Source organism: Maribellus mangrovi, assembly GCF_037646455.1.
GTDB lineage: Bacteria > Bacteroidota > Bacteroidia > Bacteroidales > Prolixibacteraceae > Draconibacterium > Draconibacterium mangrovi_A.
This window is the reverse complement of sequence record NZ_JBBIXN010000004.1, coordinates 270308-287454: the sequence shown is the minus strand read 5'-3', so window position 1 is coordinate 287454 and position 17147 is coordinate 270308. Positions and strand designations below refer to the sequence as shown.

The following is a 17147-nucleotide window of genomic DNA, read 5'->3' as shown; positions in this document are numbered from 1 at the left end:
GCTTATCGTGTTAAAAAAGCATCCACACCAGCACCTAATGCAGGTGCTTCCCTGAGTTTTGATACCTGAACAACGGCATTAATATCTTTATAATGTTCTTTTACCTCCTCTGACAAAAAAGCTGAATTTTGAATCAAATTGTGTAACTGCTCCAGAACAGGTTTTCGAACGATCTCTTTTCCGTATTTATCATCAAACAAATCGCCCAGTCGCTGACCAATGATCAGCACCTCGAATATTTTTCCTTTGTTTGGATGTTCCGGATTCAAAACCGGTTTATTCGGATTCACAAAATCGAAAAGGTCTTTCCATCCCTGGTTCAGCGTTACAATACGCTCGTAAAGCAATAGGGCCAGGTTTTGGTTTACTACCTCGAAAGTATCGATGGCCGCCTGTTCGCCATTTTTCGCCAGCTTTGAGATCTGCAAGGGATAAATGCCGGCCTCATTCAGTTCTTCCAACGATTTTCCCGAAAATCCGGCATAGGTGCGCTGTATCCCGCTCACCGAAGTTACCAGTTCAAGCGAAATTCCTTCGGCACTTTTCATTTCCCAGGTTTTGGCTATCCATTCTTTGGCATTGTCGAATGTCACCAGTTCACCATCCAGTTTCATGGCATCGGCAACACCGGTTCCGCCTCCAAGGTAATAGGCGTTTGAGGCCGAACGAAATAATCCTTCACCGGCATAATTCTCGCCAATTCCACAATAGTCAGCATCACTACCAAGGTGTGCAATTGGTGAAGCCGGTTGAATTCCCAACTCTTTTAAACGTTGTTCCAGCCGGTCGGCATAATCCACCATACGTGGTCCGTTTGCCACTACGGCAATCCCGTGTTTGTTATCCGTTTTCAATCCGGGCATTCCTATTCCGATCAGAACTTCCCGCCGATCGGTTTGCTGTGACAATTCATAAACTGCCTGAGCACAAGCCTCCACATAAACAGCTGCCTGCTGCTTTTCTTCGTCCGTCGGACGAATTTCAGAAGTTCGCTCATTTAGCTGAACAGTTAATTCCACCGGTTTGAAATTGGGTATAAAACCGTCTATTTCGCGATAAGATTTTACAGCATTTGCAGCACCTAGCACAAAAGTCGAATGCTGCGCGTCGTACACTATTTGCCAAGCGCTTACTTTTGTAGCTCCACCGTCGATACCAATTAATAAAGGACTTTTATCCATGTTACTTTTTAGTTCTTCTTGTTGAGTTCAATGCGACGCAGAATACTTTCTTTTCGCATAAAATCTTTGGCTTCATCGTTCCTATCAATGGTATTCTGATCGATGCTGTGATCGGTACCGCCCGAATGACGGATCACTTTGTAGATGGGATCCCAAACACGGCCAATGCGGTGGCGTTCGCTGATTTTCATCACCATCTGGTAATCTTCGCCATAGTTTCTAGCAAAAGGCTCTTCATTCATACTGAATCCAATTTCTTTTATCAGCGCTATCGGGATTGAACGCGGAGCGCCGGCTCCATTAATACGCAGCAAGTTATTGCGGCCGTTTTCTTCCGTCCATTCATCATGCGTTACCACCGGAATCTCTTCCATTCGGTTGATACTGCCGTCGGCATCTTTTTCCCAGACTTCATAAGAACCGATCACCATCCCGATTTTTGGATCGCTATTGTAAACTTCCAGTACTTTCTCAACGGCATCCGGAGTCAGACGATCATCAGAATCAAGCTGAACGTAGTATTCTCCTCTGGCTATTTTCGCACCTGAGTTAAAACACAACCCCAGGTTATTCATATCGTGTATCAGCAAATGAACTTCAGGTTTGCCGGCATCGTATTTTTTACCGCCGGGCAAATAGTTTTTTACTGATTCTACGGTTGGATCATCGTCTCCCCCGTTTACAACCACAATCACTTCCACTTCCTGGACCGTTTGTGCCTGAACACTTTCAATGGCATCGTAAATAAATTCAGGTCGGTTATTTACGGGAATGATCACCGAAGCTTTTAATGTTGCTACGGAGTTTGCCGCCGGGCGATTTGAATAATGAGCTCCCGGTTCGAGATAAGCACCAATACGTCTTAAGTGTCCGCTCAAAATCGTTTCAGCTTCAAGCTGACTGTCTTTACTGGCCAAAAGATAATCGAATACATTGTGTGCTTTTGCCTGCGATACAACGCGATACAAAGAACCTGCATATCGGTTGGCAATGTGCAGCAGTTCGTACTTTTCCGAAATCTTCAAACGCAGATCATACAAAGCATTGAATTTCGTATCGGCGGAAAGCGATTCACTGTTTTCAAGTGCTTCAGAGGTCACAAAGAATACCCTTCCAAAATCCTGGTTATCGCGTACCCGGCCTAGATGATGTTTTAACAAACGAACTTCCTTAACTTCATCGTTTGCCGTAATTTCGTAATCGCCGTAAATCATTCCAACATTTTTGTTGTTCGTTACCGCAAGTACACACAGTTCAAGTACACTTCTTTTCAGTACAACTTTCTCCGTCCGATTATCAATGTAGAGCTGGGCATCAGCATTGCTGTCAGTGAACGCTTTTTCCAATTGCACAGCATGTGGTTCATCTTCATATTCAATGAAGTTGACCATATTATTTTTTTGGTTGATCGCCTCAACATCCTTTGAGATATTCTTCGAGGAATCATTAATAATTGTGACTTCAAAGTTAGATTCGGTCTGATTGAACACTGATTTCATGGTCCGTAAAAAGCCGGTCGTATCGTATCCTGAAGTTTCAGAATAATGCAATATTATATTTGTTCTCATTGGTTGGAATTGAATTTAGTCCGAAACATATTTAATTTTTAGTCCTGTGGTATAATTTTATCTAGCATTCAAAATGAAATCAAGAATGCAGGCACGAACAAATATAAAGGAATACATACATAATAGCTCTTTTATCGTATTTTTATCGTACAACAAAAAGTAGAAAAAAGTGAGTATTACCGAAACCAATTCGTTATATGATCATCTTGAAAATATGTCGATAAAAGAAATTCTGACCAACATAAATAACGAAGATGCCAAAGTTCACCTTGCTGTTCAGAATGAGATTGAAAAAGTTGAGAAACTGGTTGAATTACTGATTAATCGTGTTAATACCGGTGGACGGCTTTTCTACATCGGTGCAGGTACCAGTGGCCGACTGGGAATCTTGGATGCTTCTGAAATACCACCGACATACGGAATGCCGCACGGTGTGGTCGTAGGTCTTATTGCCGGTGGCGACAAAGCCATAAGAAAAGCCGTTGAAGCGGCCGAAGACAACATCCATGGCGGCTGGAACGAGCTTGAAAAATACCACATAAATAAAAAAGATACAGTGGTTGGCATTGCGGCATCGGGAGGCACACCTTATGTTATTGGAGCACTAAAAGATGCCAATTGCAATGGCTTACTTACGGCATGTATTACTTGTAACCCAAATTCCGACATTGCCAAAGTGGTCGACATTGCAATCGAACCTATTGTGGGACCGGAATTTGTTACGGGAAGTACACGAATGAAAGCCGGAACCGCCCAAAAAATGGTACTTAATATGATCACGACTTCACTGATGATTAAACTGGGCCGGGTGAAGGGAAACAAAATGATAGATATGCAACTTACCAACAAAAAACTCATAGAGCGTGGATCGAAAATGATCATGGATGAAACCCACATGGAGTACGAAGAAGCCAGGCGTTTGCTGTTGCTTCACGGATCAGTTCGGTCAGTTCTGGATAATTACAATCAATAAGATAACGAAACAACAATTTCAAAATGCTTAGCGGATAACAAAGATTAGCATTTTGTAACACCAATTCCCGGCAGACTATTTAAAATGATCTTTCCATTATTAACTTTCATCCCCTCAAAAATATCATTGCTGATCAACAAAGCACCATCCAGGTCAGCCCAATCAACCAATGGCGATAGTTGTGCGGCTGCCGAAACCGCGCAGGAAGTTTCAGTCATGCAGCCAAGCATCACTTTCATATTAAGAGCACGTGCCACATCCACCATTTTTTTCGCTTCACGCATGCCAGTACTTTTCATCAGTTTAATATTTATACCGGTGTACACATCTTTAAAACGTGGAATATCTTGCACTCTCTGAAAAGCCTCATCGGCGATTGTAGGCAACGGACTGTGAGCTGTTAACCAGGCCATGTCATCAAATTGCTCTTTTGGCATGGGTTGTTCAACAAACACAATCCCTTTTTCATTTAACCAGTGGATCATGTCCAGCGCCATTTGCTTATCCGTCCAGCCCTGATTTGCATCAACACAAAGCGGCACATCAGTGACTGATCGTATTGTTTCTATCATTTCCTTGTCATTGTCGCGTCCCAGTTTCACCTTTAGAATTTTAAAAGCTTCAGCTTCCCTGATTTTTTCAACAACTACTTCAGGTGTATCTATCCCTATGGTAAACGAAGTATAAGGCGTTGCTTCCAGGTTCAATCCCCAGATACGATACCAGGGCAGGTTCATGATTTTGCCTACCAGATCATGTAAGGCGATATCCACAGCCGCTTTTGCAGCCCTGTTTCCCTGGTCAAGTTTGTCAACGTATTCCAAGATCTCATCCATTCGGAAAGGATCCTTAAAACCGGTAAGATCGACCTTCGCCAAAAAACGTGAAACCGTTTCGTGCGATTCGCCCAGGTACGGTGGCATCGACGCTTCTCCATAACCGATAATTCCATCCAACTCCAATTCCACCAACATTACAGGTGTTGTAGTTCGCGAACTTGTTGCGAGATTAAAAGCGTGTTTTAGTTGCAATTCGTAGGGTTGGTATCTGAGTTGTATCATTCTCATATTTTTATTTCTCGGTTTGAATCTGTTCGTAAAACGTTTTATGATCTATTCCGATGGCGTCTCTATACGTTGCGTATGAATTTGCATATCCACGTACCTCTGCAAAAATAACTTTAAGCATCTACATGCAGCCTATTATTTCTGCATTTCTAACTGTTTATATCTAGACTCTGTAAATTACTAAATTTAAAGTAATTACACAGATATCATGCAAATAGTGTTTATAAATTTCGGATATATATATTATAAATGTTTTTCATGTCAGATGTTCTATTTTATTCATTTTAACACCTTAACGGTTTAAAATGCTACAAAATAAATGTTTCATGAATTACACCCGGAAATTTACCTGCATATTTGTACATATCAACTAAAAATAACTATAACATATGAATTATAAAAAGCAATCCCGGACGATTTCGCGAAAATCATTTTTAAAATCGGGTGTTATTGCAAGCACATTTCTGGGACTGGGAACACCATTAGCCTGGTCAGGTATAAATCAAGCAAGCAGTGAGCAAACCAAAAATCTTCGTTTCCTGTTTCAGGGCGACTCGATCACGGACGGTAACCGTGGAAGAAACCAAGATCCTAATCATATAATGGGGCACGGGTATGCATTTTCGGTTGCCAGCCGGATTGGTGCCGATTTCCCGCAAAGCGGTTTTTCATTCTTTAACCGGGGAATTAGTGGTGATACAGTTGACGATCTCGAAGTACGCTGGCAAAAAGATACGCTCGACCTTAAACCGGATGTTTTAAGTCTGCTGGTTGGAATAAACGACGTTGGAAATATTGTCAGGCAGTTCGGAGAAGCACGAACGCTGAGTGAATTTGAATCGGTTTACAGGAAGTTACTGAACGGTTGTAAAGATCAAAATCCGAATATTTTATTCGTATTAGGTGTACCGTTTGTATATCCCGTCGGCAGCCGAAAGGAAAACTGGGAACTATGGAGTAAAGAAACTCAGGCCAGAGCAGAAGTCGTTCGGCGTATCGCAAAGGACAACGATGCAGTTTGTGTTGAATATCCCAAAGTTTTTGCAAAGGCTTCAAAACGAGCTCCTATCGATTACTGGATCTGGGACGGCGTTCATCCAACCGTATTTGGCCATGAGTTGATGGCCAGAGAATGGATAAAAAAAGTTTCTGACAGACTTGATTTTCTTAAACATTATGCTTCATAGGGTATTGCGAGAAAATATATTACGTAGACAAATAATGAATAAACATATTTAACAACAATTTTCTTTTGAAATTAAACAAGCTTTACTAACTTACAATCCATTGCAGACTAATTCTTTATGTTTCTTTTACAATAAGCGACAGATCTAACTAAACTAAACGGAACATGCTAATTGAACATAAGGACCAACTATTAATTGCACAGGGCAACCAGGCGAAATTCAGACAGCTTATGGAAATAACTTCCGATGAGTTGCTACATTTTGCTATGGGATTTCTTCGGAATAAAGAACTCTCTGAAGAAATTGTGAGCGATGTGTACGTTAAGATTTGGTACAACCGAAAAGATCTTATCCGGATCGACAACCTCAAATCCTACTTATTCATTAGTGTAAAAAATGCTTGTTTATCGCACTTGCGAAAAACCAACAGCGACAAAATTGTCCTGATAGATGAATACCAGGATTTTATGTTTATTGAGGTAAGCGGACCGGAAGACGACCTTATCGACCGAGAGGCATTAAATCAGATTCACGAAGCCATTGGCAGTTTGCCTCCAAAATGCCAGCTTGCATTTACACTTGCCAAAATCAACGGGCTTAAGCGCAAAGAAATAGCCGACATCATGGAGATTTCAGAAAAAACGGTGAATAACCATTTGATCACCGCGGTTAAAAAAATTACCGAGATGCTCGATATCGACAGGAAAACCAGAAAAATGCCGCATCCCTTAAACCGGGCGAGCCTTTATTCCATTTTTTTCTAAAAAAAGTTCATTTTACACTAGGTACTTTCCCGAAAATCTGCGTCTTTATTTACAGACGACCATTTATGACTAAAAACGATAAAACTTACGAACTGATTGTTAAGCGGTTAACAAATGATCTCTCTGAAGAGGAAGCCAGGCAGCTTGATAATGAGTTGAACAATGATAAAATTCCACGTAAAAAGCTGGCCCGGCTTTTACACTTCTGGAAATATTTCTTTCCCAAAACAAAACCACACAATATAATAGGTAAAACCGAAAAAAAGCTTGGTTTCACATACCACGCTGGCCAGGGAACTAACTTTTGGAAACGACTTGGAATTGCGGCAACCGTATTGTTGGTTATTTCGTTGGGAGTTTACATTTTATCTCCACGCCAGCACACCACCTTAAACGAATACCGTTGCGATGTTGGAGAACAAAAAAAGATAGTATTAAGCGATGGCACGCAGGTTTGGCTGAATTCAATCTCATACATTGTTGCTAACGAACCATTTTTAGGCGATACCCGCGAAGTGATACTTTTTGGTGAGGCTTATTTTGAGGTTGCACACAATCCCGATCAACCTTTTATTGTGAAAACGCCAATGTTAAAAACCAAAGTATTGGGAACCAAGTTTAACATTGCTGCCATGAATCCGCATACACGTCAGGAGATCTCTTTGTTCGAGGGTAAAGTTGAACTTCTGGCTGAAAATAAAACGCATCAGCATGTGACAATGAAACCCGGAGAAAAGGCATTTTTCTCGCCCGAAAGCGGAGTTATTGAGGTAATGCAAACTACACTTGGGAAACCGGCGCAGTGGAGAGACGGGATTTTATACCTCTATAACGAAGATCTGTTCAGCATTTCACATAAACTGGAACGCAAGTTTAAATCAAAAATATTTATAACCGATCCTGCTGTTGGCCGATTGAGGTATACAGCTGAATTTGAGAATGAATCTTTAGACCAGATCTTAAAGATTCTATGTGAAGCAAAATCCTTTTCCTACGAAAAAACAGACGGAGGATTTATTATAAAATCAAAAGAGTAAGATCAATTGATTGCGATTATATATCGAGTCTATACCAACTAAATCGGAAGTAAAGAATCGATTTTGATTCTTTACTTCCAAACATGCGATTACTAATTAAATTGTTTTATGAACTAAACCATTATTTGTATGGAACTAAACGAAACAAAAATGCTAACTCACATTCGGGGTTGGCAAAGTAAACTTCGTCGTATTTCAGCATTAGTTTTAATAATGCTTATGGCGATTGTAATCAACGTTCAGGCCAGCAGCACTTATTCAGAGTCGGTTACTTTTAGTCTGAAAGTGAAGAAAATGAGCCTGAAAGAAGTTTTTCAAACGATCTCTGATCAGAGTGAATTTAAGTTCGTTTATAACAATGATGTTGTAAACGACAATCAGAAGGTAACGCTTACTACCGAGGATGCTCGTGTTGAAGAAATTCTGGATGAAATTCTGCCTCAGCACAAACTGGAGTACCGTGTTATCGAACGCCAGGTTATTGTTTTCCCTGCTGAAGAAAAAACTAATTCTTCCGGCGATGTGGATGACGCACCGCAAAAATCAGTTTCGGGTACTGTAAAAGATGGTAACGGAAGTCCGCTTCCCGGTGTTACCGTTGTAGTTAAAGGTACTACCATTGGTATTGTTACCGATACTGATGGAAAATATCAGTTAAGTGATATTCCGGAAAATGCAAGAGTTCTTGTTTTTTCATTTGTTGGTATGAGAACTCAGGAAGTGTCGATCGGAAACCAATCAACCATCGATGTTACCATGGAAGAAGAAGCCATTGGTTTGGAAGAAGTTATTGCTGTAGGTTATGCACAGCAAAAAAAGGCCAATGTGGTGGGTTCTGTTGCTTCTGTTAATGGTGAACAGATTGAAGCAATCCCCGCTGCCGATGTTTCCAACACACTCTCAGGTCGTATGTCGGGTGTTACCGGTATTCAGCAAACAGGTGAACCCGGACAGAGTGATGCCAGACTTTTAGTTCGTGGTCGTACCACACTTGGAGATAGCGAAGCCAACACCGCTCCGCTTGTTGTGGTTGATGGTGTTCCCGGACGTTCTTTAACTGACATCGACCCGGTTGATATTGAAAGTGTTTCGGTGCTGAAAGATGCATCAGCAGCAATTTATGGTGCAACTGCAGCAAACGGTGTTATTCTGGTAACCACAAAAAAAGGTCAGACCGGTAAACCCCGTTTGAACTATCAGTTTTACCAGGGATTTATGACACCAACAATCCTTCCTAAAGCAACCAGTGCAGGCGACTACGCTACAATGCTTAGCGAATATCAGGATTATGAAAACAGGAACCGCACTTACACCGATGAAGATATCGCGTTGTTCTACAGTGGCAGGGATCCTTGGCAACACCCAAACAGTGACTGGATGGGTGATTTGGTAGCTGATTGGACAACAACCAGCAAGCACAATTTCAGCATCGACGGTGGTACTGCCAACGGAATGCGTTATTATGTTTCTTTTGGTTATAAAAACGAAGAAGCTATTTACGAGCAGGAATCAACCAACTACAAACAATACAACCTGCGTGCAAAACTTGAAATGCCAATTACTGATTGGTTAACCACTTCGGTTGATTATGCAGGTTTCCTTAACCACAAGTTGTACCCAACCAAAAGTGCCGGTGCTATTTATGGTCAGGCAACACGTCTGCTCCCAACCCGCTGGTCGTTCTGGCCAAACGGATTACCCGGTCCAGACATTGAGTATGGTGATAACCCGGTTGTAACCTCAACTTTTGAAGGTGGTACCGACGACCAAACTGATTACATCAACCAGTTTACCTTCAGAGGAACCATTACTCCTCCAATGGTTGAAGGATTAACAATTAGTGGATATTATACTTATGATATTTCGAACTGGTACAGAAAAAGATTCCGCAAACCCTGGACGCTTTATACCGAAAACTGGGATACTGCAGAGTACGACTCGGAAGGTTACATAACCAACATGGAACTAACTCCGGCATTAAGAGGATATTCTGCACCGGAACTTGCTGAAGATTACCGCAGAAGTATACGTAAATTAGCCAACGTAAACTTTAACTATGCACGCGATTTTGGCGAACATTCCATAAATGTATTTGGTGCTTACGAACAAATTGACCAGAACTGGAATAACTTCGGAGCATTCCGTAAATACTACATTTCTGATGTTGTTCAAACCATCGACGCCGGTTCCGACAAGGATAAAGATAACTGGGGATCCATGAGTATATATGCTCGAAAATCGTGGATTGGTCGTTTTAACTACAGTTATGCAGGAAAATATTTGGTTGAAGCACTGTTCCGTCGCGACGGTTCATTGAAATTCCCTCCTGACAGTCGCTGGGGTAATTTCCCGGGATTATTATTAGGATGGCGTGCCTCGGAAGAAGACTTCTGGCAAAACAACATTGGTTTCATCAATTACTTTAAGCTAAGAGCTTCTTACGGTAAAATGGGTATGGACCCGGGTGATCCATTCCAGTTTATGAACAAATATGTACTTGGAACAGGTTTAACAATGGGCTCGGGAAAAGTTGTTGAGACTGTTGTACAACAGCAGGGAGTTGCTAACCCAAATATAACGTGGGAAAAACAAACAACTTATAACCTTGGTTTCGAATCGCAGTTGTTGGATAATTTGTTCTCGTTAAATGTTGATGTATTCTACAGTAAACGTTCCGATATTTTGGCATCACGCGATGCTTCGGTTCCACAATTTACTGGTTTGGCATTACCCGACGAAAACATTGCCGAGGTTGATAACCGTGGTTTTGAAATTGAAGCAGGTTACCACAAAACTTTTAATAACGATCTGATGCTTAATGTCATGGGTAATCTTAGCTACAACCACAACGAAGTTGTATTTATGGATGAACCGGAACGTGCCGAAGAATGGCAGCAACGTACAGGTCACCCTTACGGAGCATGGTTAATGTATGATGCAATCGGTGTTTTTGCCGACCAGGCTGCCGTCGACAATTATCCACACTGGGACGGAGCAAAACCCGGTGATGTAATCTTTAGAGATGTTGATGATGATGGAAGCATTACAAGTGACGATAAAATACTTGTTGACCAAACCGATGCTCCGGAATGGTCGTACGGTTTAACAGTGGATCTGACTTACAAAAACTGGAACTTATCAGTTCTGGCACAAGGCCAGGGAACTTATTACCGCATGAACATTGCTGACGGACGTCGTGGTGAGGCTGGTAACTATTTACAGTGGAGTTTCGATGACCGCTGGACTCCTGAAAACAGAAATACTGATGTTGCAAGGGCTTACAACCGTGATGACCTTTACTGGTCGTTCGACCGTAACATGAGTACCTACCATTTGGATAACATGGCATTCTGCCGTTTGAAAAATGCCGTTCTTACCTATACTGTTCCTAATAGTGTTTTTGGTAATCTTGGAGTCTCACGTGCTCAGGTATTTTTTGCAGGTAATAACCTGTTCCTGATCTATGCCGCTCAGAAAAACTTCGACCCGGAAATTGGTGCTCCTTTAACCTATCCGGCAGTAAAGACGTATGCACTTGGTGTTAAGGTTACATTTTAGTGAATTAAGAATTATTGAAAAATGAAGAAAATGAAAAAAATATTAGGATATTCAATAATGATGTTGGCGTTTATGCTGGCAACAACGTCATGCGACGATATTCTCGAACAAAAAGCAGTGGATGCTTTTAACGAGGAATCTGTTTTTGAAGACTTAAACCTAACCAAAGCATATTTAGGTAGATGCTATGATTTCATAGGCGTAGACAACAATATGTTACTGGGTTTACGAGAAGATTTACTTGCGGGAGCTACCGACGAATGTTTATGCATTCACCGCCCGGGAGGCTATCCGTTTGTAAAAGGAAGCATGAGCCCCGATGAATTGGGCCATTTTGGAAACTGGCGATTTAACTGGATCACCTGGAACCTGTATGCCAACATTAAAAACGTTAACGTATTCCTGGCGAACGTTGATAATGTACCGGTCGATAAAAGTTCTGATGAGGCCTTAGTTGCACAAATGAAGGCAGAAGCCTATTTTATCCGTGCTTTCGATTACCATAATCTTATGCGCTCGTACGGTGGTGTTGTATTAGCTGACCAGCCTTATGAATTGGATGAGGATTTCCTTTCCATCATAAGATCTTCACTGGACGAAACGCTTGATTTTATTCTTGCCGACCTTGACAAAGCTATTGCCGGACTTCCAACAAAAGATAACATGGAACAAGGCCGTGCTACAAAAGGTGCTGCAGCCGCACTTAAATCTCGTATTCTAAGCTGGAGTACAGGTGAATTGATGCACGGTGGGTATTCTTCTGACGCACTGGTTTCATTCCAGACACACAGTCGTTCTTCACTACTGACACAGGCTCAAACCATTGCCAAGGAAATTATGGATGGCAAATATGGTGATTACTCACTAACAGGATCAACTAACGATCCACCTTCGCCATTAACTGAAGCAGATGTTCAAGCCTACTCCGATAACTTCTTTAGTATTTTCACTCAGAAAGGTGAATGGAACGATGAAGCCATTTGGGGTGTTCAACACTTACAGGCACAGGGTAACCGCACTACTCAAAACCGTTGGTGGGGCCCCTGCGGGTACCACAACTGGGGTAACAACGGTCCGAATGAACCTGTTGTTCGCGAATTTGAAATGGCCGATGGAACTCCGTTTGTTTGGGACAAATATACACCGGGCGACGAGTTTCTCAGAAAAGCAACCGCTGCTGAATTGGAAGCCGATCCTGAGATTAATCCATACGTAGGCCGTGAACCACGATTCTATGCTACCGTATTTTTCGATGGAGCACCCTGGATTCAACGTCCTGATGATGCAGCTCCGCTTGATCCGGAGAATAAAGTAAGAACAGGTTATTATGTAGGTACTAGCAGAGATGACCTTATAAGCAGTGGACTGGATACAAGACAGGGACCTATTGAAGCATGGAACGGTACTAAAAACGGATATTACATCAAAAAGTACCAGGATCCGGCAACGGTAGGACAATACTTTAACAACGAAAATGCATGGTTAGAATTGAGGTATGCAGAAGTTATCCTCGACTATGCCGAAGCTTGTATCGAGCTTAACGAAGTTGATAAAGGAATGGATGCACTAAATATGATTCGAAATCGTGCTGGATTACCTGATAAGATGACTACCGATCAGGCTGAAGCCCGCGAATGGTATCGCCACGAACGTCAGGTAGAATTCTTTGGCGAGGGCGACCGCTGGTACATGATTCGTAAATGGATGATTGCAGAAGATGTAATTAAAGATGTACATGCCATTAAAATTTACCATTACGAAGATGGTAGCACAGAATGGTATTATGACACCGAAACAGTGGTTGATAACCGATCGTGGGACGACGCCAACTACTGGCTCCCAATCTCAAGAACTGAACAAAATAAAGCTCCGCAGTTGCAACAAAACCCGGGGTATAATTAATAGTAAGTTTAGGTAGATAGATAAAAAGATCGGCTGTTTACAGCCGGTCTTTTTACTTTCATTTCGTTCATATAGTAATAACTACAATATCAGGCAAATCATGCAAAAAGGAGCAACTCCACAGGTTATGTCCCCGACTAATCCGGTTCGTATTAAACTTTCAGTCATGTTATTCCTGCAATACATGATGTATGCTGTATGGTGGGTTCCGTTAGCGGCATATCTCACAAACCTGGAAGTTAGCAGTACCGAAAAATCTTTAATTGTTAGCTCCATGGCTATCGGTTGTATTTTTTCGCCCGTTGTCGGAATGCTAGCCGACCGTTTTTTTTCGGGTCAAAAAGTGCTGGCAGCGCTTAACTTCATAAATGCCATCATGTTGTTCCTGGCCGGGAGCACGAATAATCCCGATTTTCTGTTCATTTGTTTGGTAATTGCCATGCTTGGCTACATGCCCAGTTGGAGCCTTACCAGCTCAATTGCTATGGCGCATATCGATTCAGAACAATTCCCAAAAGTCAGGATATTCGGATCCATTGGATGGGTTGCTTCAGGCTTGTTCAGCGTAGTATTTATTCGCTTACTGAACATTGATTTCGACGGTACCAACCTGCCTTTCTATTGTGGTGCCGCTGTTAGCGTTGTTGCCATTGCAACCAACCTAACTTTGCCCGATACTCCCCCACCTGCCAAAGGTCAGCAGGGTTCACTTATCGATGCTTTTGGTTTAAGGACAGTTGATTTAATGAAAGACCGGAATTTTGCGCTTTTTATTGTTTTCTCGTTTTTATCGATGATCCCTTTTGCGATGTACTTTTCTTTCTTTTCGGAATTTTTACTCCACATAAAAACCAAATACATATCGGTTACTATGAATTGGGGCGTACTGGCCGAAATGGGATTCTTACTGCTTGTTCCACCGGCCATTAAAAAGTTCGGCCTCCGAAAAGTGATGATATTCGGTTTAGTGGCGTTACTGATTCGCTATCTCTCATTCTACGTGGGAGGGCTAATTCATCAAAGCTGGATGTATTACATCGGGATTCTTATCCACGGCCTCATTTTCGGATTCTTTTATGTAGGTGGTCAGATTTATATTGATAAAAAGGCACCGGCCGAATTAAAGTCACAAGCCCAGGGCTTTATCTTCCTGGTTACATTTGGAGTTGGCATGCTGGTCGGTAATTTTATTTGTGCAAAAATCATCGATTTCTACAAAACCGGCGGAGGCTATAACTGGAACGCAATTTGGGGCATTATTACGCTAAGTTCTGCCGTTTTGCTGATCGCATTTATGTTGTTTTTTAAAAGTAACGATGCGAGTTTAAGATCGAAAAAGGAGTAATACTTTAAATCAAGAGATTACCTAATCCATAATACCCTATACATAAGTGATGAAATACGGTTTTCCCCTCTTCTGTTTGCTGATCGGACTGTTTTCCTGTTCGGAACAGGATGAAACAGAACCGGAAATGGAACCTTGCGAATTCTATGCCACCGGACATTTTAACGATACTTTTCCCGGCAAAATTCCGGAGTTATACTGGCCTTGCATGGAAACAAAAGATTTAGTCGATGCTGTTTCATACAACTTTCCGAGCCTTTATATCCAAACGGCTGGCTGTTGTGGCTTACAAAGTGGTTACGATCTGGTTAGAAGTAAACATGGATTCCCTGAACTGGAAAGCCGTGATGATGCACTGGAACACCTTATTGCAAAATATATTTCGATAGACACAATACACTACAATTGCGATTTACTTTCCATTCAGCACGGTGGTTTTAATTTCTACACCTACAACCTTGAAGTTGTGCTTGCTCAGGAAGTTTTCCTTAAAAATGCCACCAAACAACTAAAGCTTGATTTACTCGACGAACTTAAAATAAAGCAAGACCTCAGAAACGGAGAGTCAGGTGATTACGCATGCGAAGGCCCTACTTTCGCCACTTCCAGAGTTATGTTCTTCGATGATTACCAGCCCTTATTGGACAGCATGGAACATAATCACATTATAAAAGCCATTGTTGAACTGGGAACGATAAATTACGGTACCGATGCTTTCGATGCCGCACAGAATAACATTTTTCTACTAGCTGCCGAATATGCTTCTAAGCTTTAGCCGCATCTTAAATCTAATTAATAGCCCTTTATTCGAAAAACACATAATACCAGTAGGTGTCGGCAAACTCACGCAGCGCACTTTGTGCCTGTAGTTTATTCCTCTGGTTTTGCTGAAATATCTGGTAATATCGTTGGAAACGCTGCTCCGTTTTCGGATCGATTTGAAGGGTATTTAACACGGGCATCTCACCTACCCTCAATAATTTATAGGTGACTACAGCTTCTTCCACATTTTTGGGAATTCGCTTAAATCCTGCCCTCTCCATCGATGGCAGAAGTTCTATAATTCCTTTCATATCTTTTTGCAACATCAACCAGGCCATTTCATACTCCAGGGCAATACGGTTTGTCGAATCGGCTTCCAAAACTGGCAACAGGTTCAGCCAGGGCTCATCGCTCTTTACAAAAAAATCGAGTTGAGTATCTATTCGCTTTTTAGCTCCAAGTTCTTTATCTGCCAGTACCGCCTCATCATTATTCAGAAACTTTCGAAAATTGTACGCTTCTTTTTTGTAAAAAACAGATTTTTCGAGAATTGAAATGTACTTTTCTGCTGTCTTGTAGTTCCCTTTAATAAGCTCAGTCTTTATCAGCATTTTTATAGTTTCGGGCGTATACCCATAAATTACAGTATACTCGTAGGCCCATCGTTGTGCCTCGTTCACAATTCCAACTGCATAGTAGTAGTAACCGCCAAACCTTATAAACTGGCCTATATTCTCCCATTTTAAAAATAGTGTACTTCCATCGGGGCTCTGTCGGAATTTGAAAAATGAGTCTCCCAAACGTCCGGTTTCAGTCAGAGCCACATTATTTAAAAATAAGGTGAGTTTGTTGTTTGTTGGAACGCGAGAATTAAATCGGATCAGTTCATCAAATTTTTGTTCATAAAACAATTTCTCCGCATGAAAATAGTGTTCATTCTTTTTATCAACTCGCATAAATACCGCAACTGCCAGCAATAATAATATCAGGAAAGGAAAAAATTCAGTTATCCCGACACGTCGGATTTTTAGGTTCTCAACTGATTTTAGATGAATCTTTCCCAACACAGGGATAAGTACCATTAAAAGTCCGGCCATTCCGAACAGAATTAACTGTCCGCCTATATCGGTAATTGAAAAGGGAAAAACCAACAGCGTACTTGTAGTTTGATAAAATAAAAACTCTTTACCCAGAAAAAAGAAAACAACCAATCCCAGCCAAGTTAACAGCAGTTGTAACCAGCTCTTTTCTAAAAGGAAAAATAAGGTAAGCATGCCAAGTAACAAATACGAAAAACTGCCAAAAAGAAAATAGGTAACCGGAACCAGGATCAAAGAAATCCACCGGTGTTTTGAAGGAATAGCAATTATCCCCAAAAACAAAAGCAATTGGAACAATATGCCCAGGTTATTGAGAGTCTGGTACTGGTAATTGGTTTGCAGAAAAAACAGCAGGGATCCTATTATAAAAGGTACAAGAATAAAGCGTTCTGCTACTAATTTTCTGCCCAACCGGCTGGTCAAGAAAATTATGCCACAAATCTCAACACTCACCATAAGAGCACCAACAAAAGGGTAAAAATAAAATGTGCTTTGTAACTTTCCCAGGTACTCCAGAAATCCGCCCGGATGATCGAGTTGCTGTGTCAGAAAAGAAAATGTGACAAGAAACAGTGACGACTTCTCCTGGTAATAGAAAATATAATCGGTAAAGCTGTAGAGAAATAAAAACGTAAAAAGTAACAGCAAGGCATAAGGAATAAGCCGGATTAAAAAGTTGGTTTTATTAGGAACAGTGTTCATT

The 17147-nt window shown here is 41.4% G+C and carries 12 protein-coding genes; 8 read left to right on the top strand and 4 right to left on the bottom strand.

Features of this window, described 5'->3' with window-relative positions; translation table 11 throughout:
* Window positions 1-2: 2 nt before the first annotated feature.
* Window positions 3-1181 carry a hypothetical protein gene (locus tag WFY05_RS16670; RefSeq protein ID WP_340114042.1) on the bottom strand — a complete coding sequence of 393 codons (1179 nt, stop codon included), beginning with the start codon at window positions 1179-1181 and terminating at the stop codon, window positions 3-5.
* Window positions 1182-1189: 8 nt separating this feature from the next.
* On the bottom strand, window positions 1190-2749 hold the full coding sequence (locus WFY05_RS16665) for a glycosyltransferase family 2 protein (RefSeq protein WP_340114041.1): 1560 nt from the start codon (window positions 2747-2749) through the stop codon (window positions 1190-1192).
* 169 nt (window positions 2750-2918) lie between these two features.
* Between WFY05_RS16665 and murQ the strand changes: the two genes are divergently transcribed.
* Window positions 2919-3722: an N-acetylmuramic acid 6-phosphate etherase gene (gene murQ / locus WFY05_RS16660; protein ID WP_340114040.1), complete on the top strand. Its 804-nt coding sequence runs from the start codon at window positions 2919-2921 to the stop codon at window positions 3720-3722.
* Between the two features lie 44 nt (window positions 3723-3766).
* Here murQ and WFY05_RS16655 read toward each other — a convergent pair whose 3' ends face one another.
* A complete protein-coding gene (locus WFY05_RS16655) occupies window positions 3767-4783 on the bottom strand; it encodes a dipeptide epimerase (RefSeq protein WP_340114039.1) in 1017 nt (338 codons plus the stop codon).
* A gap of 395 nt (window positions 4784-5178) precedes the next feature.
* Here WFY05_RS16655 and WFY05_RS16650 point away from each other — a divergent pair, with 395 nt between their 5' ends.
* The 7 genes from WFY05_RS16650 to WFY05_RS16620 all read left to right on the top strand — a co-directional run bounded on the left by WFY05_RS16650 (window position 5179) and on the right by WFY05_RS16620 (window position 15357).
* On the top strand, window positions 5179-5976 hold the full coding sequence (locus WFY05_RS16650) for an SGNH/GDSL hydrolase family protein (RefSeq protein ID WP_340114038.1): 798 nt from the start codon (window positions 5179-5181) through the stop codon (window positions 5974-5976).
* Between the two features lie 164 nt (window positions 5977-6140).
* Window positions 6141-6740 (top strand): RNA polymerase sigma factor, encoded by a 600-nt coding sequence (locus WFY05_RS16645; RefSeq protein ID WP_340114037.1) that lies wholly within the window; start codon window positions 6141-6143, stop codon window positions 6738-6740.
* A 65-nt stretch (window positions 6741-6805) separates the two neighbouring features.
* Entirely contained in the window at window positions 6806-7777 is a 972-nt protein-coding gene (locus WFY05_RS16640) for a FecR family protein (RefSeq protein WP_340114036.1), read from the top strand.
* Between the two features lie 129 nt (window positions 7778-7906).
* Complete coding sequence (locus WFY05_RS16635) at window positions 7907-11335, top strand: TonB-dependent receptor (protein WP_340114035.1); 3429 nt, start codon at window positions 7907-7909, stop codon at window positions 11333-11335.
* Between the two features lie 30 nt (window positions 11336-11365).
* Window positions 11366-13237, top strand: coding sequence for a RagB/SusD family nutrient uptake outer membrane protein (locus WFY05_RS16630; RefSeq protein WP_340114034.1), 1872 nt, complete (start codon window positions 11366-11368; stop codon window positions 13235-13237).
* A 100-nt stretch (window positions 13238-13337) separates the two neighbouring features.
* The gene (locus WFY05_RS16625) at window positions 13338-14582 is read left to right on the top strand and encodes an MFS transporter (RefSeq protein WP_340114033.1); all 1245 of its coding nucleotides are present in this window, start codon (window positions 13338-13340) and stop codon (window positions 14580-14582) included.
* A 49-nt stretch (window positions 14583-14631) separates the two neighbouring features.
* A complete protein-coding gene (locus WFY05_RS16620) occupies window positions 14632-15357 on the top strand; it encodes a hypothetical protein (RefSeq protein ID WP_340114032.1) in 726 nt (241 codons plus the stop codon).
* 28 nt (window positions 15358-15385) lie between these two features.
* On the opposite strand, the gene WFY05_RS16615 is transcribed toward WFY05_RS16620, so the two are convergent.
* Entirely contained in the window at window positions 15386-17146 is a 1761-nt protein-coding gene (locus tag WFY05_RS16615; protein ID WP_340114031.1) for a DUF6057 family protein, read from the bottom strand.
* Window position 17147: the final 1 nt, after the last annotated feature.

What these genes read in the sequence shown, in the direction of transcription:
- WFY05_RS16670 (WP_340114042.1), bottom strand. Translation starts at nt 1,181, where the DNA reads ATGGATAAAAGTCCTTTATTAATTGGTATCGACGGTGGAGCTACAAAA.
- WFY05_RS16665 (WP_340114041.1), bottom strand. Translation starts at nt 2,749, where the DNA reads ATGAGAACAAATATAATATTGCATTATTCTGAAACTTCAGGATACGAT.
- WFY05_RS16655 (WP_340114039.1), bottom strand. Translation starts at nt 4,783, where the DNA reads ATGATACAACTCAGATACCAACCCTACGAATTGCAACTAAAACACGCT.
- WFY05_RS16650 (WP_340114038.1), top strand. Translation starts at nt 5,179, where the DNA reads ATGAATTATAAAAAGCAATCCCGGACGATTTCGCGAAAATCATTTTTA.
- WFY05_RS16645 (WP_340114037.1), top strand. Translation starts at nt 6,141, where the DNA reads ATGCTAATTGAACATAAGGACCAACTATTAATTGCACAGGGCAACCAG.
- WFY05_RS16640 (WP_340114036.1), top strand. Translation starts at nt 6,806, where the DNA reads ATGACTAAAAACGATAAAACTTACGAACTGATTGTTAAGCGGTTAACA.
- WFY05_RS16635 (WP_340114035.1), top strand. Translation starts at nt 7,907, where the DNA reads ATGGAACTAAACGAAACAAAAATGCTAACTCACATTCGGGGTTGGCAA.
- WFY05_RS16630 (WP_340114034.1), top strand. Translation starts at nt 11,366, where the DNA reads ATGAAAAAAATATTAGGATATTCAATAATGATGTTGGCGTTTATGCTG.
- WFY05_RS16625 (WP_340114033.1), top strand. Translation starts at nt 13,338, where the DNA reads ATGCAAAAAGGAGCAACTCCACAGGTTATGTCCCCGACTAATCCGGTT.
- WFY05_RS16620 (WP_340114032.1), top strand. Translation starts at nt 14,632, where the DNA reads ATGAAATACGGTTTTCCCCTCTTCTGTTTGCTGATCGGACTGTTTTCC.
- WFY05_RS16615 (WP_340114031.1), bottom strand. Translation starts at nt 17,146, where the DNA reads ATGAACACTGTTCCTAATAAAACCAACTTTTTAATCCGGCTTATTCCT.